This is a genomic window from Fictibacillus iocasae (genome assembly GCF_042665465.1).
GTDB classification, from domain to species: Bacteria; Bacillota; Bacilli; order Bacillales; family Fictibacillaceae; genus Fictibacillus; species Fictibacillus iocasae.
This window is the reverse complement of the sequence record NZ_JBHTCP010000002.1, coordinates 88,314-112,010: the sequence shown is the minus strand read 5'-3', so window position 1 is coordinate 112,010 and position 23,697 is coordinate 88,314. Positions and strand designations below refer to the sequence as shown.

The following is a 23,697-nucleotide window of genomic DNA, read 5'->3' as shown; positions in this document are numbered from 1 at the left end:
GCAATAAGTTTGCACAAGCAGACAGTTCTAAAGCAACAATCTCTACTAAAAGAGCCTTTGTTTAAACTGTTGTACTCTTTAATCGAAGTGCATTGGTTACGACTGAAACCGAACTGAATGCCATTGCCGCACCGGCCACCCATGGTTCAAGCAGACCTAGAGCGGCAATCGGAATGCCGGCTGCGTTGTAAAACAGCGCCCAAAACAAGTTCTGCTTGATGTTTCGCATCGTTTTGCGGCTGAGCAGAATCGTTTTTGGAATGTGATTTAAATCGCCGCCAACAAGCGTGACATCCGCGGCTTCAATCGCCACATCAGTTCCTGAGCCGATGGCCATTCCGATGTCAGCTGTTGCAAGAGCAGGAGCATCATTGATGCCGTCGCCGACCATCGCAACTTTTAATCCTCTTTCTTGAAGTTCTTTCACTTTTTTTGCTTTTTCTTCTGGCAGTACTTGGCCGAAAACGTGATCAATGCCGACTTCAGCAGCAATCGCCTTTGCTGTGCGTTCGTTATCACCCGTGATCATATACACGTCTATACCCATTTCTTTCATCGCGGCAACCGCATTTTTGGACGTTTCTTTTACCGTATCCGCGACAGCGATAATGGCGACGAGCTTACCATCAACTGCAGACAGCATTGCTGTTTTCCCTTTTTCCTCGAACCTAAGCAGTTCTTCCTCATATCCTTCATAGTCAACAGATCGCTCGTTCATCAGCTTTCGTGTTCCCACTAGAAAGTTCTTGCCCTCAATTACCGCGGTAATTCCGTGACCCGGTACAGCTGAAAACTCTTGCACCTCAAGCTTTTCCTCACCTTTTCCATAATTCACGATCGCTTCAGCGAGTGGATGTTCAGAGGCGCGTTCTGCCGCGATAATATACGGCAGAAACCCTTCACTCAGCTCGATCACATCGGTCACTTCCGGCTTCCCTTTCGTCACTGTACCTGTTTTATCTAATAGCACAGCGTTGATCTTGTGGGCGCCCTCCAAGTACTCTCCGCCTTTAAACAAAATTCCTTGTTCGGCTCCTTTACCTGTTCCAACCATGATGGAAGTAGGTGTGGCGAGGCCGAGCGCACACGGACAAGCGATAACGAGAATCGCTATGGCCACTTCAAGCGCCTGCGGAAGATTGCCTGGGTCAACAAGAAAATACCAGACAGCAAACGCGATGAGTGCACTTCCAACAACTATCGGAACAAAAATACCGGAAATGATGTCTGCCATTCGCTGTATCGGTGCCTTTGACCCTTGAGCTTCCTCTACGATCTTAATGATTCCTGCGAGCGCTGTTTCTTTCCCGATTTTCTGCGCTTCCATTTTTAACACACCATTTTTGTTGATGGTAGCACCGATCACACGGTCCCCTGTTTTTTTCTCGACAGGCAAGGATTCACCAGTGATCATGCTTTCATCCACTGATGAAAGACCAGTGATCACGATACCGTCTACCGGTATTTTTTCTCCAGGCTTCACAAGAAGTAAGTCGGATACCTTAACTTGATCTAGAGGAACTTTAACCTCTTCATCGTTTCGGATAACGGTCGCTTCTTTCGCCTGCAGGCTGAGAAGTTTCGAGATTGCTTCTGTCGTGCGCCCTTTCGCAAGTGCTTCAAAGTATTTACCGACTAGTATAAGTGTGATCAGCACGGCACTCGTTTCAAAATAAAGCTGCGGATGATAATGGTCTGCCCCAAGCGTTTTAAACGCTTCAGCCAAGCTGTAAAAGTAAGCAGCTGACGTTCCAAGTGCTACGAGAACATCCATGTTTGCGCTTTTATTACGGAGCGCCCGGAAAGCACCGACGTAAAATGGCCCGCCAATATAGAATTGTACAGGTGTTGCAAACAATAGCTGGAACCACGGATTCATAAGAAACTGCGGTACAGGAATACCAAAATCATACGGCATATGCCCGATCATCGTGTAAAGCAGTGGAAGGGATAGGATGATCGAAAGAAAAAGCTTCATTTTTTTGTGTTTGAGTTCCTCTTCTTTTAACGTCTGCTTTTGCTCACGTTCTTGTTTCACGCTTCCTTCATAGCCGAGCTTTTTAATTTTTCGAATCATATCTTCAACAGATACGTGAGCGGGGTTATATTCAACACTTCCTGTTTCTCCTGCAAGATTGACTGCTGCACGAGAAACTCCGTCCATTTTAGAGAGCCCTTTTTCAATTCTGATCGCACACGCCGAGCATGTCATGCCTTGAATATCGAGCTCTACTTTTTCCTTCAAAGTACCGTATCCCAGCTTTTCAATTTTTTGTTCAATGGTATCCAGCCCAGCTTTATCTGGGTCATATTTTATCGATGCCTTTTCCATCGCCAAGTTAACATTCGCTTCTACTCCGTCCATTTTGTTAAGCACTTTTTCGATGCGGATGGCACAAGCAGAACAGGTCATTCCCGTAATACCGATAGTCGCTTCTTTTTGACTCATGGCAATCACCTTCTTTTAAGATTTAGAAAACTGCTGAAATACTTTCATCAGTTCAGCGATCGATTCATCGCCCTTTCCAGAGGTAATGGCATCTGCCACACAATGCTGGGTATGGTCTTCAAGAAGCTCGAAACCCACCTTTTTCATCGCTGCATTAATGGCGGATATTTGAACAAGAATGTCGACACAATACCGGTCGTCTTCAATCATTTTCTGTATACCGCGAACCTGGCCTTCAATTCTCTTCAGCCTTTTGATCAGCAGTTCTTTATCCTCTCCGCAGCGGTGAGTCGATTTATCCATGTAGTCACTTCCTTTAGAGATGTTGTAGCGCTTATGACTATAATATACTATACCCCCCTATAGTATGCAACTGTCATCTTCTTGATTTTGTAAAAAATGCACAGATGCCTACGAACCCAACAACGGCAAGAACCACTTTACCTTCAGTTCCCCACACTGTTACCGCGTTTACTGAGTACGCCTCCAGCAGAAGTGCAGGTGCTTTCCCGATTGTAGATGCCACGATAAACAAACCTGTAGATACCCTGCCCATTGCAGCGGCGAAGGTCACGATGCCTGAAGGAACGAACGGAAGCAGCCTCAGTGAGATGATCAAGGTAACAGCTTCCATACCGTCCGTTTCGATCAATCGTTTAAGCTTAGGATACTTCTCCACTTTTTGATTGAAGGACTGTTTGAAGCCTTTTCGGTAGAGCCAGAATGAGACTGCAGCCCCAATCGCCTCTCCGGCAAACGATAACGCCGTTCCTTCCCAGAATCCAAAATATAAAATATTGGCCGCCGTAATAAAAACACTCGGCACCATGCCCAAAACAGCGACGACAACACTTAACAATAAACTAAGGATAATGGCTGTTTCGGGCATTTCTTTCATGATGGATAATAGATGTTCTGTCATTACGCCTTTTCCTTTCTATACCCTATGGGGGTTTCCGTTCTATGCACATTTTAAAGCTTAACAAAGAAAAAAGCCATGCATCCGCATGGCGAGTTATTTAAGGAGTGATGGTCATTTCCCTTTTCAATTTGATCTTTTTACCGTAGGTCAATGTTCTCCATATCCATTCGAGCGGTCCCATCGTGAACCGTAAGAGCCACCATCTGGCGAAAAGAAGCTGTGCACTGTAAATAAGCATGGCCAGAAACGCACCGAATAGCGGACCGGTCGAACCATATAGACCAAGACCATAGCTGTAAAAAATAGCGGTGCAAATGACGGACTGCATTAAATAAATCGTAAAGGCCATCCTGCCGGGAGCTTCAAAAACACCCAGCCATCTTTTCCCTTTATCTGTTTGATAAAGCAACGCAATACATGCCAAGTAAAAAATGCTCATCCACGCACCGCCAAAACTATACCCCCATATCCAGGAGATGTCATACGCACCGCTCTCCCCTTTTTCGCTATAAAACAGGACGGGCAATGCCTTGCTTCCCGCACCTAGAAACAGCGCAATCCACCAAATCTGCCAAAGCTTACTCCTTGTATATCCCTCCCGTTTTTTGGCCGCATGCATGCCGAAAAGAAACATGGGAATCAGTGAAATAACAGACATGAAAATAAACGCATTGAGATCTTTCCATTCGCTCAGCCTTTCCTTCATAACCTCAGCGAAACTGCCCGCGCTGTACACTATAATTTGCTCTTGAATGATCGTCGCATTTTTTTCATCTTCTTTCTGCTGCACCTTTAATGGCTCGCCTGTCGCATGATAAAGCGCCGTAGCGGAGGTCATCAGTGCTGCATACAGCGTCAAAATCACCAAGCCTGTCACAAATAGTGTTTTCGGACTGAGCCGTATAAACAGAAGGGCAGCCAGTCCAATCACCGCATAGTTGATCAGAATATCTCCATGCCAGAAAAATATGACATGAATTGCTCCAAACAATAACAGCACGAACTGCCGTTTTATAAAAAAAGGCAAGAACTTCGATTTTTTTAATGAAACGCGCTCCTTCATAATAATCATCCCAAAACCAAACAAAAAGCTGAACATGGTTATAAAATTGCCTTGTACAAAGAAATCAAGGAACACGTTTGCTGCCACATTATATGACTCGTTCCAATACTCATAGCTTAAAAACATGATATACGAATCAGGACCGGAAAATGATTTCATGTTCACGAGCAGGATCCCTAAGAGAGCACTGCCTCTCATCACATCTAGAACCCTGATCCTCTCCTTTTCTCCAACCGGATTTACCTCCACTTTTAGACACCTCGTTTTTATTTACTTGCATTTAATCATACAGGAAATGCTGCTTCTTGGTTTATTTTACCTTAATAGTGCAAAAAAGTTAGAAAAAACGTAAATGTTTGTTATATTGAATGAATAACGCAAGTATTTTGAAAGGGTGTGCACTAAGCTTTGAAAAAACGAACACTGCCAATCGTCATCGCTATATCTGGTTTTTCCGCTCTTCTTTTTCTTTTTGGTCTCGGCTGGGCGATGAAGGACCAGCTCTTTGACAGCCATACAGAACTTCAGCCGTCTGCACAAAATACGTCCTCCCGTCCGGAAACAAAGACTCAAAAGAAAGACAAAAGCAAGATCAAGGTGGCTGCACTCGGTGATTCCCTCACACGAGGGACCGGTGACGATAACGGAAAAGGCTATGTCGGATACTTAATTGAACAGTTAAAGAAAAAATCCGACAAAGATATTTCCATTGCTAATTCAGCGATTAAAGGCGAACGCTCGGATGGACTATTGGAGCAGCTTAAGCAGCCACAAATTCAGCGCCAGATCGCAAACGCTGACGTAATCGTCATGACCATCGGAGGGAACGATCTGTTCCGCGGCGGTGAAGCGCTGGAAAATCTCGAAACCGGCGGACTAGAGGAAAACAAAGTTCAATATATTAAGAACCTTGAGGCGATCTACACAGCGATTCGCAAACAAAATCCTCAGGCAGAGATTTTCCATGTCGGCTTGTACAACCCTTTCATTAACATGCAAGATGCAGACTTAACGACAGGTGCCGTACGTGACTGGAATTTCGCCGCTGCAGATACAGCCGCAAAATTTGAGAAAATCGTTTACGTCCCTACGTTTGATCTGTTTCAGCTTCGTGCAGAGAATTATTTATACAGCGATCAGTTCCATCCGAACGCAGAGGGCTACAAGCTGATCGCCGAACGTGTCGCTTCACTAATTACCTTACAAGAGGAGGGCCAAACCAAATGACAGCGATTCCGGCACTTGAAGTAAAAGACTTGCGCAAAACGATCAAACGCAAGGAAATCATTAAAGGCATCTCCTTCTCCCTCTTCCCTGGTGAAGTGTTCGGTTTTCTCGGCCCGAACGGCGCGGGCAAAACAACGACGATCAGGATGCTAGTCGGACTGATCAAACCTACATCAGGCACGATTACGATTGGCGGCAAAAGTGTAACTTCACAGTTTACAGAAGCGATGCGCCACCTCGGCTGTATCGTAGAGAATCCTGAATTGTACCCGTATTTGACAGGCTGGGAAAACCTCGAGCATTTCGCCCGCATGGATAAGTCGATTCCGAAATCGAGATTGAATGAAGTCATTGATCTCGTCGGTATGGATCGCCGCATCCATGATAAGGTGAGCACCTATTCCCTCGGCATGCGCCAGCGTCTCGGCATCGCGCAGGCATTGCTCGGCCGGCCGAAAGTGCTTATTTTGGACGAACCGACTAATGGACTCGATCCTGCCGGTATCCGTGAGATGCGCGAATTCATCCGCCGCCTCGCCCGTGATGAAGGTTTGAGCGTGCTCGTCTCTTCTCACCTTTTAAGCGAGATCCAGCTGCTGTGTGACCGTGTTGCCATCATTTCAAAAGGCAGCGTCATCCGCACAGATACGGTTGAGAAGCTGCTTGCCGAACAAGAGCGCGTGATTTGGCGTGCTGAACCGAAAGACGTGGCTGCCCGCCTGCTAAGTGAGGAAACGGATGTGAAAGAAGGTCTCGATCATACATTGATTACCTTTTATGATGAAGAAAAGGTTCCGCTTTGGAACAAAAAACTGATCGAAGCGGGAGTCTTGGTGTCTGAGATGAAAACTCAGCTGCCTTCTCTTGAAGATCTGTTCCTTGAACTGACAGGAGGGGAAACCATTGACTAGTCTCGTGCACAACGAAATGCTGAAGCTGCTCCGAAAAAAGCGCCTGTACGTTATCATCCTGATTATCGCTTTTCTCGTCCCGCTGTTTACATACGCTCAGTTCAAGCAAGTGCAGACGGCTGCCGAAAAGCTCGGTACGGATGACTGGCGCACAAGGCTGCAGCAGGAAATCGTTGATACGCAGAATCGGCTGAGTTCGAGCCGACTGCAGGACGAGTGGCGCAAGTTCTTAAAAGTCCGCCTCACTCAGCAGCAATATTACCTGGACAACGATATCAATCCGCAAGCACCTGGCGCTCCAACCTTCATGCGGATATTTGCAGAAAACTCGATCGACCTGCTTCTTCCCTTGCTTGTGATGGTTGTCGCAGCTGACCTCGTATCATCCGAGGCGAGCGGCGGAACGATCAAGCTGCTGCTCACCCGACCGGTCCAGAGGTGGCGGATCTTGCTGAGCAAGTATCTTGCCCTCCTGCTCAGCGTTTCGTTTATCGTGTTGATGGTCGGAGTTCTGTCTTATGTCATTTCTGGTGTCGTCTTCGGCTACGGTGGCTGGAACCTGCCGCTTCTGACAGGATTCAGCGTACAAGGCGATGAATTAATGACAACAAATGTCCACATGGTGCCGCAATGGCAATATATATTGATGGAATTTGGCCTCGTCTGGTTCGTCTGTGTCGCAGTCGGCACACTTACCTTTATGCTCTCAGTGCTTCTCCGCAGTACAGCTGCCGTTATGGGAATCATGCTTGCTGCCTTGATTGCAGGTGCCATTCTCGTAAACATGGTTTCTAGCTGGGAAAGCGCGAAATACTTTTTCATGGTGAACCTGCAGCTCACCAATTATGTCAGTGGCATGGCGCTTCCAATCGAAGGCATGTCACTCGGCTTCTCGATGGCGGTACTCGCTGTTTGGACCGCTGCTGCTTTAGTCATCTCGTTCGTCGTATTCACAAAGCGTGATGTTTACTAAAAATAAGTGAAAAAGCCGATTTAGGTTGTGTTGTGACAACCTAAATCGGCTTTTTTTAATAGATTGTACTGACTTTCGAGCTTATAGTTAGCTTATAATTAGAAAGTTTCAGACAGCTTGGCGAAAACTGGTCGTTTTGGAGTTTCAGAATTTGCGGCGCGGGCGTGTTCTACGCAACTGCGGGCGCGTTTCGGTCATCCGCGGCTGCGTTCTTCACATTTGCAGGCGTAATTTGATAAATTGCGCTCGCTAAACATCGATCGCGGCCATAATTCCATTTTATAGAAACGCCATTCATCACAAAGAAAAAAGCCACACTCCATTCAATATGGAGTATGGCTATAATTCTTTTTATTGCTCACTAGTTTGTTTTTTATTTTTCATGCTGTTTTTCTTAAGTTGTCCAGCAGCAAGAACAGCGATGATAACTAAAATTTCAAAACCATATTTAATCACCGCATTTTCAAAGTAACCTTTTGTAAATTGATCATCAACGATCATTTTAGCTGCTGTCCAAGCAAGAATAGCAGAACCGACTGTGATGATCCAAGGGTATTTATCCATTAGCTTTAAGAAAAGGGTGCTTCCCCAAACTACGATTGGAACAGAGATTAAAAGGCCGATTACAACAAGCAGGAAGTTGCCGTGTGCCGCTCCACCGACTGCGATTACATTATCAAGACCCATTGCTGCGTCAGCGATAATGATGGTACGGATGGCTGCAAACAAGCTATCCTTTGCTTCAATGTCATGCTCTTTCTCTTCTACTAACAGTTTGTATGCGATGTATACTAGAACGACTCCTCCTGCGAGCAGCAAGCCAGGGATCTCAAGCAGCCAGACGACTGCCAGTGTAGCCACTGCACGAATTGCGATTGCTCCTACCGTTCCCCAAATAATAACCTTTTTTTGCTGGTCCTTAGGCAGGTTTCGCGCTGCCAGGCCGATGACGATGGCATTGTCCCCAGCCAGTACGAGGTCAATGACAACAATTGCTAAAAGTGCTGAAAAAAATTCTGCCGAAAATACTTCCATTTTTTTTATTTCCTCCTCAAAAGATGCTGTTTTGTATTATACCCTATTTTTCGCAGTGATAGATACTGTTTATACCGCCGTTTTCAAACAGCCTTATGATATACGCAATAAAAAGGCGTCAAGCTGCCCTTACAGCTTATCCACCTTCTTCATATAGTAGAAGAAAGGAGGTGCATTTTTATGTGTAATTGCAATCAATGTGTTTCTCAGGCGCTATCATGCTCATCTTGTGTGTTGTGCGGAACCGTGCCGATTCTCTGCTCTCCGGTAAGCCCTTGCTGCTGTCCGACCGCTGTCCCGCCTACTGCTGCCTCACCGTTTGTGGTGTTGTGCTCGTGCGGGTGCGGTGCCAGAAAAGGAAACTGCCGAAAAAAAAGTTCCTGCTGCGATGATTGGGACGAGTACTATTAACAGCTGACATCTACTATACGATGAAAAAGAACTTAAGTTTCACACTTAAGTCTCTTTTTTTTGAAAGCTGTCTATACTTTTGATAAGACTGCTGACGGGAGAAAAAAGCATGAATTTGTTTCGAGAATGGGGAAAACGCATTTTAGAAGATAACGTGTTTGATTTGTCCGCTCAGCTCGCTTACTACTTTTTAGTTTCATTGTTTCCTTTTAGCTTTCTTGTCTTTACATTGCTCGGCTATTTGCCCATCTCCACACACTACGCTCTCACTCTTTTTCAATCGGTCGCACCTGAAGAAGCATACCGGCTGTTAGAATTCAGTTTAGTCCGGCTGTTAAATGAACAGCGCGGCGATGTGTTGTCGCTTTCTCTCCTGATCATGATTTGGCTTTCATCTATCGGCATTCATGCAATTATCCGGGTCTTTAATCATGCCTATCAAATCGAGGAGAGCCGTCCGTTCATAAAGGAGCTTGCACTTGGCGTCCTATTAACGCTTGGCCTTGTGTTTGCTGTATTCACTGCCCTTCTGCTGCCCGTGTTCGGACGGATATTGAGCGAATATGTCTTCAACCGGACAGGCTGGTCCCATCCATTATGGGACGCATGGCAGGCGGCACGCTATTTTATCAGTTTCTTCGTCCTGTTCACGATGTTTGCTGCACTTTATAAATTTGCTCCATACCGCAAGCTCTCTTTAATGAACGTCTGGCCGGGTGCACTTTATTCTGCACTCGGCTGGCATGGAATCTCTTATATTTTTTCTCAATATGTGACGTATTTTGACTATAGCCAAATTTACGGCAACCTAGGTGCCCTGCTGACACTGATGATCTGGTTCTATTTATCTGCCATGATCCTAATTACAGGCGGGCAGCTGAACGCCATCCTGACGATGAAGACGAGATCACCATAGAAACAACAATTTTCATAACATTTACACAGAATGATTGACTTTTCTTTTGATGCGTATAATGATGAGGATATAACCTTTGGACGGACGATTTATCAGGATCTTAAGGCTGCAAGAAATGTAAGGGGTTGGGAACTTACCTATGACGTTAAAAAACTTAATTCTGATTGTTCTTCTGCTTGCCGGCATCTTTATTTTCGTGTTCTACAGCATCCCATTATTGCTGGCGCTTGTGACTGCCATTATGCTCGAAAATGTTGTACAAGTCCTCATGAAACGCTTCAAAATGAAACGGCTGTTATCTGTATCTGTCGTATTTATCTTGTTTCTTGCCGGTTTCGGCATACTTTCCTGGTGGCTGACAACTAACCTGGTTGTTCAAATCATTGAGTTCTCGCAGATTATCCCATCGTATTCCGTACACATCTTCAACATCGCAGAAAACACGTTTTACGAGTGGGAAAATTTTTACAGCACGCTGCCTCCTGAAATTGTGAGAACAATTGAAAGCGGACTCGACGGGCTGCAAAATTACGGAGTCAACTCCGCAACAAAACTGACGAATGCCATTATCGGGGTAGTCACCTACATACCTGAACTGTTAATCTATATCGTGATCTATCTTGTTGCCGTGTTTCTGTTCTCCCTTGACCTGCCAAGGCTTTACGCAGAATTTTTGAATTTATTCACAACATCTGCGCGCGAGAAAGTCGAGATCGTTTTCTCTCAGCTTTCAAAAGCAACCGTCGGATTCTTCCGTGCACAGATTATTCTCAGCTTTATCACGTATGTGCTGGCCTTTATCGGCCTTGTTATATTGGATGTTAAATATGCCGTCATTCTGTCATTGCTTATTGTGATTGTTGATATACTCCCTATTTTGGGAACGGGATCGTTTCTCGTTCCTTGGGCGCTGTATAACTTCTTCGTCTCGAACAACGACCACTTGGCGATCGGCTTGCTTATCTTGTTCGGAGTCATCACTGTGATTCGCCGCATCATTGAACCAAAGATACTCGGCTCAAGCCTCGGCATCTCAGCACTTGCCGCCCTCGCCTCTCTGTACATCGGTTTCCAGCTGCTCGGATTCATCGGTTTGATCGTCGGACCCGCCTGTGTCATTGTATACGAAGCTTTAAGAAGTGCAGGGTTCTTGAAAATAAAAATAGACTTTTAAACTGCCGCTCTCCTTATTGGGAGCTGTTTTTTTTGTTACTGGCTAGTTTTCAACAATTTCGGAATGGGAATAATAGAGAGAGGAAGCAAATTGGCATCACTCTTCGAAATGTATGGATGCGATATTGCAGTTGGAGGAATGGTCATGAGTCAAGCAGCAGATGCACAGAAAGAAAGAGATTATTATTTCGATAACGCTAAATTCATCCTTATTTTCCTAGTTGTTTTCGGCCACTTTATCTCTCCTATTAAAAATCAAAACGAATGGCTTTATACCATCTATAATTTTATTTATACCTTTCATATGCCCGCTTTCATCCTGATTGCCGGTTTTTTTACGAAAAGCGTGAATAAGGAAGGATATTTACCAAAAATTTTCCGCAAAGTGCTCGTCCCTTACATCGTCTTTCAAATCATCTATACGTTCTTTTATTTTGATCTGTACAGCAAGGACGAAGTCAAGCTGGATTTTTTTGATCCCCATTGGACGCTTTGGTTTTTGTTAAGCCTCGTGTTCTGGAACATCCTGCTTAAGCTGTTCGTCAAATTTAAGTACCCGCTAGCGATTGCTATTGTCATTGGTGTGCTGGCTGGCTACATTCATGATATCGGCACGTTTTTAAGCTTGCTGCGCACGTTTGTCTTCTTTCCTGTCTTTTTACTCGGCCATTTGCTGGAGAAAAGAGATTTCAAGAGAATTTTGCAGCCTTCTCGAAAAGCGGCTGCCGCAGCATTCTTGATCGTACTCTTCGTCACCTACCACTTTGTTTTTCCAAACGGCACGAAGGAATGGCTGCTTTCGTCTTCATCTTATGCAGAAATACTTGGAATCTACAGCTGGGCGGGTGGCTTTATCCGGCTCGGCATGTATGCGGTCATGTTTTTAGCGACGTTCAGTATTCTTGCGATTATTCCTAGACGAAGGATGTTCTTTACCGAGCTTGGAGAGCGGACATTGTACATTTATCTGCTGCACGGATTTGTTGTAAAATGGCTCTTCACGACAGAGCTCTTTAAGTCCATCGAGCAGAATGGCTGGTACATCATACTCGTCCTGCTTGCGATGATGGTCACGCTGTTTCTTGCAAGCAAGCCCGTTATTGCCATCGCACAGCCGCTGATCGAGCTGCGCTGGAGCAAGCTCAAAAAAATGCTAAACTAACCGGGGTCCGGTACACACTCATCTTTAAAGTAATAAAGATGCTGGAGTACCGGGCTTTTTTTGTGTCAATTTTTCTTTCAGTACCGTACCCCAAACCAAGGTTCCATCTACATTGTTAGGCACTTTTCCTAAATTTTAGGCATACATATATGTGGATGATGAAAAAAGAGAGGTGGTACAGCTATGCCTTTTCCTCCAGGGCTGCAATTTACGCCGCTGCTGCTTGGAAGTGGATTTCTTTATGATTCAGCGGGAGACCAGTCCCCTGCTGGAACGGATCTTGTCGGGACCGCTACACAGTTTCCGGTAGCCTATATCGCTTATGATGAGACAAATGTTTACTTTCGAATGCGTGTTAACAGAGATCCGAGAAATTCAGCGCAAACTGCGTTTCAGAACTTTAACTGGGGTGTGCTTGTTAACACGAATGGAGTAGCCGGAACCTATCAGTATTTAATTGGGGTTTCTGGTGTAAGGAATCGAATAAACATTATTCAAAATACGGTTCAGCAAGTAAATAGCTGGACCGATACCGCCGAAGGAACCGGCGGCGGTACTCCAAATAAAACCTATCCTATTGTCAATTTTGACGTCGCTCGTGTTTCTTCTGTAACAGATGGCTCAAATTTCAGCGGAAATCCTGACTTTTTCATTGATTTTTTTGTTCCAGCTACAGATTTTTTCAGCTTATTAGGTGTGAATGCAAGCAGTCCTCTTCGCTTTGTAGTCTACACATCTACAAATGATAACAATTACAACAAAGACTCTCTGCGCACAAACGAAGGGTTTCAATTTACCAATGCGTTTACGAATCCTATCACACTTGATCAAGCGAATGTCAAAGCCAAGCTTGAAGTAACGAAAGTCCAAACAGGCGGACCAACCTCCGTTTTCACAGGCCAGGTTAATACGTATTCGGGTACGATCACTGTAACAAACAGCGGAAAAAATCAGGCCATAAACGTGTTTGCGACTGACGTGTTTGGATTAAATTCCATTTCATCTGTCACCATAACAAGCACTAGCCGAGGCACGGCTGTTTACAACGCTTCAACTGGTGTCATTTCGTGGACGATCGGAACCATTCCCGCTAATCAAACGGGTATACTGACATTTACGGCGACAGGAATCTTTACGGTGTCAGGTACACGACCGCTTGATACGGTGACGGTTACTGGAACTGATTCATTCACAGGTACAACGCTGCCTCAGCAGCAGGCAACGGTCAATATTAACGTTACGGCTTCTGGCGGTGTAGCAGGACAGGTCACGAATTCATCAAACGGTCAACCCATTTCGGGCGCTCTTGTACAGCTTCGTACGACGGGTGGTGTCCTCGTTTCGCAAACGAATTCTGATGTTAACGGAAACTACGGATTCGCCAATATTGCCCCAGGTACGTACAACGTCGTCGTTTCGGCCGCTACCTTTGTTACCGGTACAGTTGGAACATCCATCGTTTCTGGCCAAACGACCACAACGAACGTCGCACTTGCGCCTGTACCGGGAACTATTAATGGTACAGTCACGTCAACTGGAGGAGGCGCTATTTCAGGAGCTGTCGTACGACTGATTGATACGTTTGGTGCCGTTGTGGCAACAGCCTCTACTAACGCTTCAGGAGCCTATTCCTTTGCCAGTGTCACGCCAGGAACCTACTCCGTAAACGTTAGTGCCTCCGGATTCCAAAGCGGCTCGCAGTCTGTCATTCTTGATAATGCAGAAACAGAAACCGTTAATTTTGTCCTCTCTCCTACTCCAGGGACGATCTCTGGTACCGTAACGAGCACAACAGGGGCTCCTATTCCCGGTGCTTTTGTTGAGGTTCTCAACGTAAACGATCAGGTAGTCGCAACGGCCACAGCCAGTGCTGGAGGAACGTATACCATTAACAGCCTGGCACCTGGTACGTACAGGGTCAGGTTCAGTGCAACCAACTTTGGCACAGTTATTATCGGTGCCACAGTTACCGCAGGCGCGACAACAACCGTAAACGCCCAGCTCCCGCCAAACCCTGGAAGTTTAAGCGGTACGGTTACGGATTCCCAGACTGGCGCTGTTTTAGTAGGCGCGTCTGTTAGAGTAGTAGATAGCCAAGGTACTACAGTCGCTACACGAGTAACGAACGCTTCGGGTACTTATTTCGTAGCCTCTCTTCAGCCAGGATCATATACCGTCATTTTTGGCCAAGACGGCTATGCCTCTCAAACAATTGGAGCGATTATTACATCAGGTGTCACAACTACTGTTAACGCCGCACTAAGAAGAGAAGCCGGTATCTTAAACGGCACGGTCACGACGGTTACAGGAACGGCTATACCCAATGCTAACGTCCAAGTCTTTCAAAATAATACGCTCATTGCCGCTACAACAACCAATTCATCAGGATTTTATGAGATTAATAATCTGGCTCCTGGCGTGTACATTGTTGATGCCTCTGCAGCTACTTTTGTAACGCAGCAGCTTGGTGCGACCATTAACGATTTACAGACAACCGTCCTTAATTTCCAGCTTGAAGGAAGCCCCGGCACTCTCACAGGAACAGTGCGCTCTTCAGGAGGTGCACTTCTTCCAGGTACAGCGATTACGGTAACAAACAACCTCGGACAGATTGTAGCGAATGCCGTAACCGATTCGTTCGGTTCTTACACAATTGGTGGTCTTCTTGCCGGAAACTACGTGGTAACTGCATCGTTAAGCAGCTTCCAGACGGGAATCAATGGGGCGATTATTACACAGGGCGGCACAACCGTAAGCGATTTTACATTAAGCCCGAGTCCTGTCTCCATTACTGGGACGATTACCAATGCTCAGACAGGGACACCTATATCGGGAGCAAACGTTCAAGTAAGAGTGCTCGACATTAACGGTGTTGTTATCGCGACAGCGTCATCCAATCCGAGCGGAGTGTATCTTGTTGATCAGCTGCCGCCTGGCACGTATACGGTTGTAGCTTCAGCTGTCGATTTTCAGACCAGTTCCGGTTCGGTTACCGTTGCCGCTGGGCAGCAAGGTGTCGTTGACTTAGCGCTTGAGCCAAATCCTGGACGCATCCAAGGATTAATTTTTGATGCGACCAACAACCAGCCAATTCCTGGAGCCTCTGTCAGTGTGACAGACAATAACGGTTTCTTAGTGACGACAACCGTTACCGATAGTTTTGGTAACTATACAGCAGATGGATTGCCACCGGGGTTTTATATTGTAGTCGCGATTGCCGCCAGCTACCAAAACGGTTTTACTGGGGCGAACGTATTTGCTGGCGCCACAACTGCAGCAAGTATTGGGCTGCAGCCTAATCCTGGAAGTATCGGCGGAACAATAACACCTGGCATTTCTGGAACACTCGTGGAACTGTACACGAACGATAATATTTTTGTAGCTTCCATTGTGACCGATAATACAGGAAATTACCGTTTTGATAATCTGGCGGTTGGCAATTACAATGTGATTGCCTCTGCACCAAATTTCTCTACTGAACGCGCTGGTGCTTTTGTACAGTCCGATCAGCTGACAACGGTAAACCTAACGCTCACACCAAATCCTGCCACCATTTTAGGGCAAGTGGTGGATAATACAGGAACTCCGATTCCTAACGCAACGGTTCGTGTGTTTGATCAAAGTGAGGTGCTGCTAGGAAGTGCGCAGACAGACGTTAACGGAAATTACTCAATCGGGCAGCTTCCTCAAGGAAATTTAACAGTTATCGCATCTGCAACTAATTTCTCAAATGACTTTACGGGAATCTCTCCTGCACCGGGCGAAATTATTACTGGCGTTGATTTTGTCCTCACGCCTGATCCGGGAAGCATTACAGGTCAGGTGACGAACAGTACGACGGGCGAAGCATTAGCAGGAGCGAATGTAGAACTAAGGACCGAAAACGGCTTAAATATTGCTACAACGGTCACCGATCCATTTGGAGACTATATTTTCACAGGGCTTGCTCCAGGATCTTATAGCGTCATTGCCAGTCAACCTAATTTTGCAACTGGTTTTGTCGGTGCCAATGTACTGAGCAATACCTCCACTGCTGCTAATATTGCTCTTGTGCCGACAGTAGGTATCATATCTGGTCAAGTGACGGATACGAGCGGCAATCCTATCACAGGGCCGTCCATTCTTGTCAAATTGTTAGACGCGCAAGGCAACACGCTTATCACCATACTCGCAAACACGGACGGCAGCTTTATTTTCCCAGATCTTGCGGCAGGCAACTATTCTATTAATGCCAGCGCGCCTGATTTTGCTGCTAATACGGTTGGAGCTATCGTAAACGCCAATCAAACCACCACCGTAAATGTTCCTTTAACTCCACTTCCTGCAACGGTTACCGGCTCTGTCACGAACAGCTTGACCGGCCTTCCGATTGCTGGCGCAACCGTTACAGCATCTGGAAATAACGGTATCGTCCTATCCACTTCGGTAACCGATCAGAACGGTGACTTTATCTTTACTAACCTGCCTGCTGGTGTGCTTGAAATTTCTGCGACTGCACCGAATTTCGGATCGGATTCCAGACAGGTTGCGACAACACCGGGTGGAACGTTCTCTACTTTCTTAGTTCTGGAACCAAACCCTGGTAGTCTGGAAGGATTTATTACAGACCTGTTTACCGGACTTCCGATTGAAGGCGCTAATTTAACGCTGCTGGATAATACGTTCGCTGTTGTAGCAACAGCTGTCTCCGATAACCGAGGATTTTATACGGTTAACAATCTCGCACCGCAGCGATATACAGTTCGTGTTGAAGCGCTGAACTATGGAGCTGACGCAGCGAGTGCGGATATCTTCTCTGATCAAGTTGTTGTACTTAGCTTTGCACTGCGATCCAATCCTGGGACCATTTCTGGGCAAGTCGTTGATGCGGTCACCAACCTTCCAATACAAGGTGCGACAGTAAGACTTCGCCAGTTCAGCCCTGTCGGAAATGTTATCGCCGTTCAGCTGACGGATGCTCAAGGAAACTATCAGTTTACTACCGTTTCAGCGGAAACGTATGCGGTGCAAGCTTCAGCTGACGGCTATGTTACCGCGGCAGCTACTGTGGTCATCACGCCTGGTGAGCAAGAAGTGGTGAACTTATTTCTTGACCAGCAGCCAGCAAGTGTTCGTGGTACTGTGACAGATGCCCAGACCGGCTCACCGCTCATTAATGCTGCCGTCCGTTTGGTTGACGTGAATGGCGTACTGCTGCGTGCCATTCAAACTGATGCTAACGGTCAATACCAAATTAATGATATCGCGTCCGGAACGTATGATATTACGGCTATACTCACCTCGTTCCAGCGGCAGACATTCGGATTTACGGTTGGACCTGGAGAAACCGCCATCGTAAACTTTGCTCTCGATCCAAACGCCGGATTTATCGCAGGAACGGTAACTGACAGTGAGACTGGAAGCCCAATAGTCGGAGCAACGGTTGACATTTATTTTGCCAATACGACAACATTGGCAGCCAGAGCGCTTACGGACTCATTTGGGTCTTACCAGACTAGAGGTCTTGTACCAGGTGTTTATACCGTTACGTCTACTGCAACGAATTATGGAACCTCAACTGTCGGTGCGACTGTCATCTCAGATCAAACAACGTTTGCCGATTTGACACTTGATCCGTTCCCAGCATCCGTGAGCGGCACCATCTTTACTCCAGAAGGTGTACCTCTGTTGAATGCCTCGGTACGCGTCATTGATCAAAATAATATTGTTATCGGCTCTGGTGTGTCTGCTGCAGACGGGACGTACTCCATCGGCAACCTGCCGCAAGGAAACTTTACGGTCGTTGCAACCGCAATTGGTTTCCAGAGTGCGCAGGCTGGTGTCATTCTAACGCCCGGATTAAACGTGACTGGCGTTGACTTTACACTTTTGCGCAATCCAGGGTTAATCACAGGTGTTGTGACAGATGCGTTTACCGGCGCCACGCTCGGTGGAGCTAACGTATCCTTTTTCTTAGATAACAACCTGATCGGTTCTACCGTGACCGATGTGAACGGAAACTATAATTCTCCTAGTCTCGCACCTGGTTCTTACGTTGTGCAGGGCAGTTTAAATCAATACGGAACCAACAGTGTCGGAGCTGTAGTCGTCAGCGATCAGACCGTTCAAGCGAATATTGCTTTATCACCGATTACCGGCAGCTTGACAGGTTCTGTTATTGATACAGATGGCAATCCAGTCACAGGACCAAACACGGTCATTCAAATTCTGAATCAAAGCGGAATTGTCGTACAGACGGTTGCCGCTGATGCGAACGGCACGTTCAGCCTTGTTAATATCTTGCCTGGAACGTATACGCTGAACACAAGTTCGCCTGGTTTTGCGACAGCCACAACTAGTGTAACCATCGTGGATAACACCACTACGAACGTCATTATTGTGTTGCAAGAAATTATTGCGAACTTGAGCGGAATTGTCGCCGATCCTGCCGGAAATCCAATAGGAAACGCGACGGTAACTGTTACAGATATTAACCAGATTGTCATCCGTACGGTGTTAACAAACAATCTAGGAAACTTTGTGCTGCAAGATCTGCCTACAGGAAGCTTTACTGTTGCAGCGACTGCAACCGGATTTGGATCGGCGTCTCAAGCCGTTACTCTCGAGCCGTTTGAGACCGAGTTTGTTTCTCTCACACTGACCGCTAACCCTGGAAGCATTACGGGGATTGTCAGCGATCCGGCGGGTGGCGTTCCTATTGCTGGTGCAGCCATTCGTGTTACCGATGCGACAGGAGCTCTTATTACAACTGTTTTAACCGATTCAAACGGACAGTTTTTAATACAAAATCTTTCGCCAGGAAACTATCAGTTAAATGTAAGTGCAGAAGGATTTGTTAGCACGGTCGTTGGTGCAATCGTAACATCTGATACCGTAACAACCGTGAACGTGTCACTGTCTGCCGTTCCTCCAGGGGCCGTGCAGGGTATTGTGACGAATGCTTTATCTGGCGCGCCGATTGCGGGTGCTTCTGTACAGTTGCGTGTTCTCAGTCCGTCAGGTCCAATTTTTGCAACCACTATTACAGATGCTGCTGGACAGTTTTTTGTCGGTAACCTTCAGCCTGATACGCAGTACACCGTGATTGTGAGCGGAACAGGGTTCGGAACTGAAACACAATCGTTCTCTGCTGCATCCGATCAAACCGTTTCTCTAGCTTTTGCATTAACGCCTAATCCAGCTAACGTACAGGGTCAGGTTGTCAGCTCGACCGGTGCACCTCTAGTTAATACACTCGTGCGTCTAACCGATACGGTAACAGGAGCTGTTTTAGCAGAAACGCAGACAAATGCACTTGGATTGTATTCCATTCAAGGATTTGCGCCAGGCACCTACGATTTGGCTGTAAGAAACGATTTATTCCAAAGCCAGGTCCAGGAGTTTACAGCGGCTGCTGGAGAAACTGTCACACTAAACTTTATCTTGCAGCAAAATCCAGGTGCACTGACTGGTCAAGTGACTGACTTAACCGGAACACCGCTTACCGGCGCGGTTGTGGAGTTATTCTTAGGCACCGTTCCTGTTGCGAACACCGTAACTGACAGCTCTGGTAACTACAGCTTTAACGGATTAGCGCCAGGAAATTATTCTGCCAGCGCAAGTGCTGTAAACTTCACATCAGCGACGCAACCTGTCACGATCGTTTCTAATCAAACAGCAACCCAGAATTTTGCGCTCTCGCCTGAGCCTTCATCTATTAGCGGAACGGTATCATCAAGTGCTGGCGGCCCGCTCGCTGGAGCATCCGTAAGGGTATTAGATCTGAACGGTAACACCATCGCTAACGTTACGACAGGAAGCGACGGCAGCTATACACTAACCAATCTGCCAGCCGGAACGTTTGATGTAAGAGCAGAATCGTCCGGATTCCCGAGTTCAACCATTCGATTAACACTAACGATTAATGAGGACAGAACAGGCGTTAACTTCGTCTTGCAGGCTGTTCCGCCAAGCACGGTCAATGGAGCACTGTTAGATGAGACAGGAACACCGGTTGCCAACGGTTCCATTCAGGTTCTGGATGCATCTGGTCTAACGGTCGGTACAGCCATAACAGATGCTTTTGGTAACTTTACCGTGCTGAACCTGCCAGCAGGAACATTTAGCGTTAGAGGATCAGCCGCCGGCTTCGTTGATGGATTTACAGGTATTACTCTTGCGCAAGGGCAAACTTTGAACAATGTCGTGGTTGTTGTGACAAGAATTCCAGTTCCAGGGGCCATCACAGGTAATGTCATTAACGCGCTAGGCGGACCGATTGCCGGAGCTCAGATCGCCGTCCGCAATCAGTCAGGAACGATCGTACAGACAGCAAACACCGACGCATCAGGGTTCTTCAATGTCACGAATTTGGCACCTGGATCGTATTCTGTTACCGCCCAAGCAGATGGATTTGGAACAGGATTTACAGGAGCGCTCGTTACCGAAGGCGCTACAACAAACGTCACGATTACGCTCTTAACAGCACTAGGCAACGTGAACGGTCAAGTGGTCAACGCGGAAACCGGGGGACCGATTCCGAATACGTCCATCATTATTTCTGAAGTAGGTACTGGTCTTATTGTTACAGAGGCTGCGACAGATGCTAACGGGTTGTATTCTGTGCAAAATCTCGCTCCAGGCGATTACCTTGTGACGGCCAGAAATCCGGCGTTCCAGATTGCGATTGAATTCTTAGGATTGGCTGCAGGAGAAACTGAAACAATTAACTTTGCGTTGCTGCCTGCGCCAGGTGCCGTAACTGGAACGGTTATTAATGCAGAAACAGGAGAGCTGATCACCGGTGCGGTCATTGATATTCTTTCAAATCTAGTGGTTGTTGCGTCACAGGCAACGAATGTTTCAGCCGTCTATTCGATCGGGGGGCTTGCGGAAGGGTTTGTTTCCATCCGTGCTACAGCACCTGGATTCGAAACCGCGACTTTCTTAGTTCAAATTATTGGCGGTCAGATCGTTGTTCAGAACTTCGCGCTTCTTGCTACTCCTGGATCAATATCTGGATTTGTTACAGCAGCAGATGGCTCGCCTGTACCAGGCGCTGCAGTTCAAGCCTTTAACGAAGCAGGCGGTCTTCTCGGAACGGCCATCGTGCAGGAGAATGGGGCCTATACGCTAAACGGTCTGCCCGCAGGGAATATTACACTCATTGCAGTTGCTGCTGGTTTTGCCAACGTATCTCGCGAGGTCACGTTGCAGCGGGGGCAAAATTTAACAAACATTAACCTCGTTTTCCCTGATGAAGATCCTGCATCTGTAAGCGGTACGGTAACAGATGTGAACGGTGTTCCGATTCCAAATGCGCTCGTTCAAGTTTTTGACAGCTTAAACAATTTGATTGGCACGGCGTTAACAGATGAAAACGGTGATTATATCGTTGAAAACCTGCCAGCTGGATCGTTCAGAGTCGTTGTTTCAGCTACTGGTTTCCAAAGTCAAAATACCGGCATTGTCCTCGTCCCTGGGCAGGATTTAACAGATGTGAATTTCGCCCTTGTATCTGCAGGAGCCCCTGGTATTCTTACAGGCCAGGTTACTAGCGATACGGGTGCCGTCATTCCAGGAGCAGAGATCATCCTGCGTGATCAAAACGGATTTGTCGTCGGTGTAGAAGTTGCAGATAGTAACGGCAACTTTACGTTTGAAGCCTTATCCGCAGGCACGTATTCGGTAACCGTAACAGCAGATGGATTTGGAGCGTTTGCAGCTGTTGTTTCCATCGTGTCTGGTGAAACAACCCTATTAAACCCTGTGCTGGAGTCGGATCCTGGTTTTATCACAGGAACCATCACAAACGCCGACACTGGAGCTCCTCTGCCTGAAACGCTTGTTAGAATTGTTGATGCCAATGGAAATGTGATTGCTGAGTTGATTACTGATGCAAACGGCAACTTTACAAGTCCAGGACTCGCTGCCGGTTCTTATACAGTAGTTGTAATCAACCCAGACTTTTTAGGTGAAGTAGTTTCTGTTACGGTCGTATCCGGTCAGACAGAAACCGTGAACATCGCGCTTGAACCAAATCCAGGATCACTTTTTGGAACCGTCGTAAACAGTGAAACAGGAGAACCAATCGCTGGAGCACTTGTGGAGATCTTCCTCGGTCAGAATCTCATCACCACTGTGTTTACAGACGCGTTTGGCGAATTTGAGGTCAGCGGATTGCCTGAAGCGATATTGACGGTCACTGCAACAGCTCCAGGGTTTGCGATTGATACAGAGGATGTTGCGGTATTTGCCGGTCAGCAAAGCACGGTTAGTCTCGCATTGCTGCCAAATCCGGCCACTGTATCCGGGTTTGTCATAACAGATACAGGTGCTCCAGTTGCCAACGCTTCTGTTCGTGCGATAAATGAAGCAGGAGAAATCGTTCAGACTGCAACGACCGATAGCCTTGGCCGGTTCACATTGACCAATCTGCCTCCTGGAACATTGACGATTATCGCCTTTGCAGAAGGCTTCCCGTCTGCGTCTGTTGATGTCACACTCGCTCAGGGTGAAGTGCTGGAAGGGGTAACCCTCGTTCTTAGCCAAGAGCCTGTCGGGACAATCAGCGGTACGATCACGGATGTAAACGGCAATCCTGTTCCCGGCGCTGTTATTAATATCTTCGATGAAAACGGCAACCTCGTTGGAACGGGAATCACAGATGAGAACGGCAACTTTAGCATTACTAACCTTCCATCTGGTACGCTGACAATTGATGTCACGGCGCTAGGGTTCGTCTCACAAGAAAGAGATGTATTCCTGCAGCCAGGTCAAACGCTGCCTGGAACAGACTTTGTGCTTGTTCCTGTAAGTGGTTTCGGATCGGTTCAAGGGACCATCACCGATAACCGGGGCCGTCCAGTAGCTGGGGCGCTCGTTGAAATTCGTGATGCCAATGGTGTTCTTGTCGATACAGAAGTGACGAACGAAGCAGGCAACTTCTTCGTTGATGGCCTCCCGGCTGGAACATATACGATAACGGTCATTGCAGCAGGGTTCCAAACCGCAACAGCTGCTGCAACCGTTGTGGCTGATCAGACGACAACGGTCAACGTGACGCTGTCTCCGGTTGTTCCGCCGATTCCACCTGTTCCGCCGACGCCAGGACCTGCACAGCCAAGCAATAAACTCTTCCTCATCAACCAGGGAACAGGTCAGCCGCTTTATTTAGGAGGACTTACCTTCCCTACTGAGTTCGTTCTTGTCAGGGAAGATCCAGCAAGCGGGTGCTCGATCTTCAGTTATCAAGATGTCAATGCGAGCGGAGATATTATTACACGAAATTATGTCACCGATCTCTCCTGCTTCTCTGTTGTGTTCCGAGCATAATTGATAGAAAAAAATAGTCAGGAGTCAGGGGGTCCGGTACTTTGGTACCGGACCCCCTGACTCCTGACTATTTTTATAAGCATTTATGATTTGTAAAATCATACATATAAAAAGATGACTGAATAAAGCGAGGTGCTAAAGA

Annotated in this window: 12 protein-coding genes; 7 read left to right on the top strand and 5 right to left on the bottom strand. The window is 46.8% G+C overall.

Annotated features, from left to right (window positions below; genetic code table 11):
* Positions 1–61: 61 nt before the first annotated feature.
* The 4 genes from ACFQPF_RS00435 to ACFQPF_RS00420 all read right to left on the bottom strand — a co-directional run bounded on the left by ACFQPF_RS00435 (position 62) and on the right by ACFQPF_RS00420 (position 4,683).
* Positions 62–2,449: a heavy metal translocating P-type ATPase gene (locus ACFQPF_RS00435; protein WP_379744849.1), complete on the bottom strand. Its 2,388-nt coding sequence runs from the start codon at positions 2,447–2,449 to the stop codon at positions 62–64.
* A gap of 15 nt (positions 2,450–2,464) precedes the next feature.
* A complete protein-coding gene (locus tag ACFQPF_RS00430; RefSeq protein ID WP_379744846.1) occupies positions 2,465–2,752 on the bottom strand; it encodes a metal-sensing transcriptional repressor in 288 nt (95 codons plus the stop codon).
* 73 nt (positions 2,753–2,825) lie between these two features.
* Positions 2,826–3,371: a TVP38/TMEM64 family protein gene (locus ACFQPF_RS00425; RefSeq protein ID WP_379744843.1), complete on the bottom strand. Its 546-nt coding sequence runs from the start codon at positions 3,369–3,371 to the stop codon at positions 2,826–2,828.
* A gap of 97 nt (positions 3,372–3,468) precedes the next feature.
* Entirely contained in the window at positions 3,469–4,683 is a 1,215-nt protein-coding gene (locus ACFQPF_RS00420) for a DUF418 domain-containing protein (protein WP_379744840.1), read from the bottom strand.
* 159 nt (positions 4,684–4,842) lie between these two features.
* Between ACFQPF_RS00420 and ACFQPF_RS00415 the strand changes: the two genes are divergently transcribed.
* Genes ACFQPF_RS00415 through ACFQPF_RS00405 form a run of 3 tightly spaced genes read left to right on the top strand, consistent with a single transcriptional unit; the run spans position 4,843 to position 7,545 of the window.
* Positions 4,843–5,661, top strand: a complete 819-nt coding sequence (locus tag ACFQPF_RS00415; protein WP_379744837.1) for an SGNH/GDSL hydrolase family protein — start codon at positions 4,843–4,845, stop codon at positions 5,659–5,661.
* Positions 5,658–6,572, top strand: coding sequence for an ABC transporter ATP-binding protein (locus tag ACFQPF_RS00410; RefSeq protein WP_379744834.1), 915 nt, complete (start codon positions 5,658–5,660; stop codon positions 6,570–6,572). Before ACFQPF_RS00415 ends, ACFQPF_RS00410 begins: the two co-directional genes overlap by 4 nt.
* Positions 6,565–7,545 (top strand): ABC transporter permease subunit, encoded by a 981-nt coding sequence (locus ACFQPF_RS00405; RefSeq protein ID WP_379744831.1) that lies wholly within the window; start codon positions 6,565–6,567, stop codon positions 7,543–7,545. The genes ACFQPF_RS00410 and ACFQPF_RS00405 overlap by 8 nt, the downstream gene beginning before the upstream one ends.
* A 351-nt stretch (positions 7,546–7,896) precedes the next feature.
* On the opposite strand, the gene ACFQPF_RS00400 is transcribed toward ACFQPF_RS00405, so the two are convergent.
* Positions 7,897–8,580: a TerC family protein gene (locus tag ACFQPF_RS00400; RefSeq protein ID WP_379744828.1), complete on the bottom strand. Its 684-nt coding sequence runs from the start codon at positions 8,578–8,580 to the stop codon at positions 7,897–7,899.
* A 520-nt stretch (positions 8,581–9,100) separates the two neighbouring features.
* Between ACFQPF_RS00400 and ACFQPF_RS00395 the strand changes: the two genes are divergently transcribed.
* From ACFQPF_RS00395 to ACFQPF_RS00380, 4 genes are all read left to right on the top strand, one after another.
* A complete protein-coding gene (locus ACFQPF_RS00395) occupies positions 9,101–9,907 on the top strand; it encodes a YihY/virulence factor BrkB family protein (protein WP_379744825.1) in 807 nt (268 codons plus the stop codon).
* A 139-nt stretch (positions 9,908–10,046) separates the two neighbouring features.
* Entirely contained in the window at positions 10,047–11,081 is a 1,035-nt protein-coding gene (ytvI, locus tag ACFQPF_RS00390) for a sporulation integral membrane protein YtvI (RefSeq protein WP_379744822.1), read from the top strand.
* A 144-nt stretch (positions 11,082–11,225) separates the two neighbouring features.
* A complete protein-coding gene (locus ACFQPF_RS00385; RefSeq protein ID WP_379744819.1) occupies positions 11,226–12,242 on the top strand; it encodes an acyltransferase family protein in 1,017 nt (338 codons plus the stop codon).
* A gap of 183 nt (positions 12,243–12,425) precedes the next feature.
* The gene (locus ACFQPF_RS00380) at positions 12,426–23,555 is read left to right on the top strand and encodes a beta strand repeat-containing protein (protein WP_379744816.1); all 11,130 of its coding nucleotides are present in this window, start codon (positions 12,426–12,428) and stop codon (positions 23,553–23,555) included.
* Positions 23,556–23,697: the final 142 nt, after the last annotated feature.

Excerpts from the sequence above, each read along its gene's own strand:
- ACFQPF_RS00435 (WP_379744849.1), bottom strand. The coding sequence starts at position 2,449 with ATGAGTCAAAAAGAAGCGACTATCGGTATTACGGGAATGACCTGTTCT.
- ACFQPF_RS00430 (WP_379744846.1), bottom strand. The coding sequence starts at position 2,752 with ATGGATAAATCGACTCACCGCTGCGGAGAGGATAAAGAACTGCTGATC.
- ACFQPF_RS00425 (WP_379744843.1), bottom strand. The coding sequence starts at position 3,371 with ATGACAGAACATCTATTATCCATCATGAAAGAAATGCCCGAAACAGCC.
- ACFQPF_RS00410 (WP_379744834.1), top strand. The coding sequence starts at position 5,658 with ATGACAGCGATTCCGGCACTTGAAGTAAAAGACTTGCGCAAAACGATC.
- ACFQPF_RS00400 (WP_379744828.1), bottom strand. The coding sequence starts at position 8,580 with ATGGAAGTATTTTCGGCAGAATTTTTTTCAGCACTTTTAGCAATTGTT.
- ACFQPF_RS00395 (WP_379744825.1), top strand. The coding sequence starts at position 9,101 with ATGAATTTGTTTCGAGAATGGGGAAAACGCATTTTAGAAGATAACGTG.
- ytvI (WP_379744822.1), top strand. The coding sequence starts at position 10,047 with ATGACGTTAAAAAACTTAATTCTGATTGTTCTTCTGCTTGCCGGCATC.
- ACFQPF_RS00385 (WP_379744819.1), top strand. The coding sequence starts at position 11,226 with ATGAGTCAAGCAGCAGATGCACAGAAAGAAAGAGATTATTATTTCGAT.
- ACFQPF_RS00380 (WP_379744816.1), top strand. The coding sequence starts at position 12,426 with ATGCCTTTTCCTCCAGGGCTGCAATTTACGCCGCTGCTGCTTGGAAGT.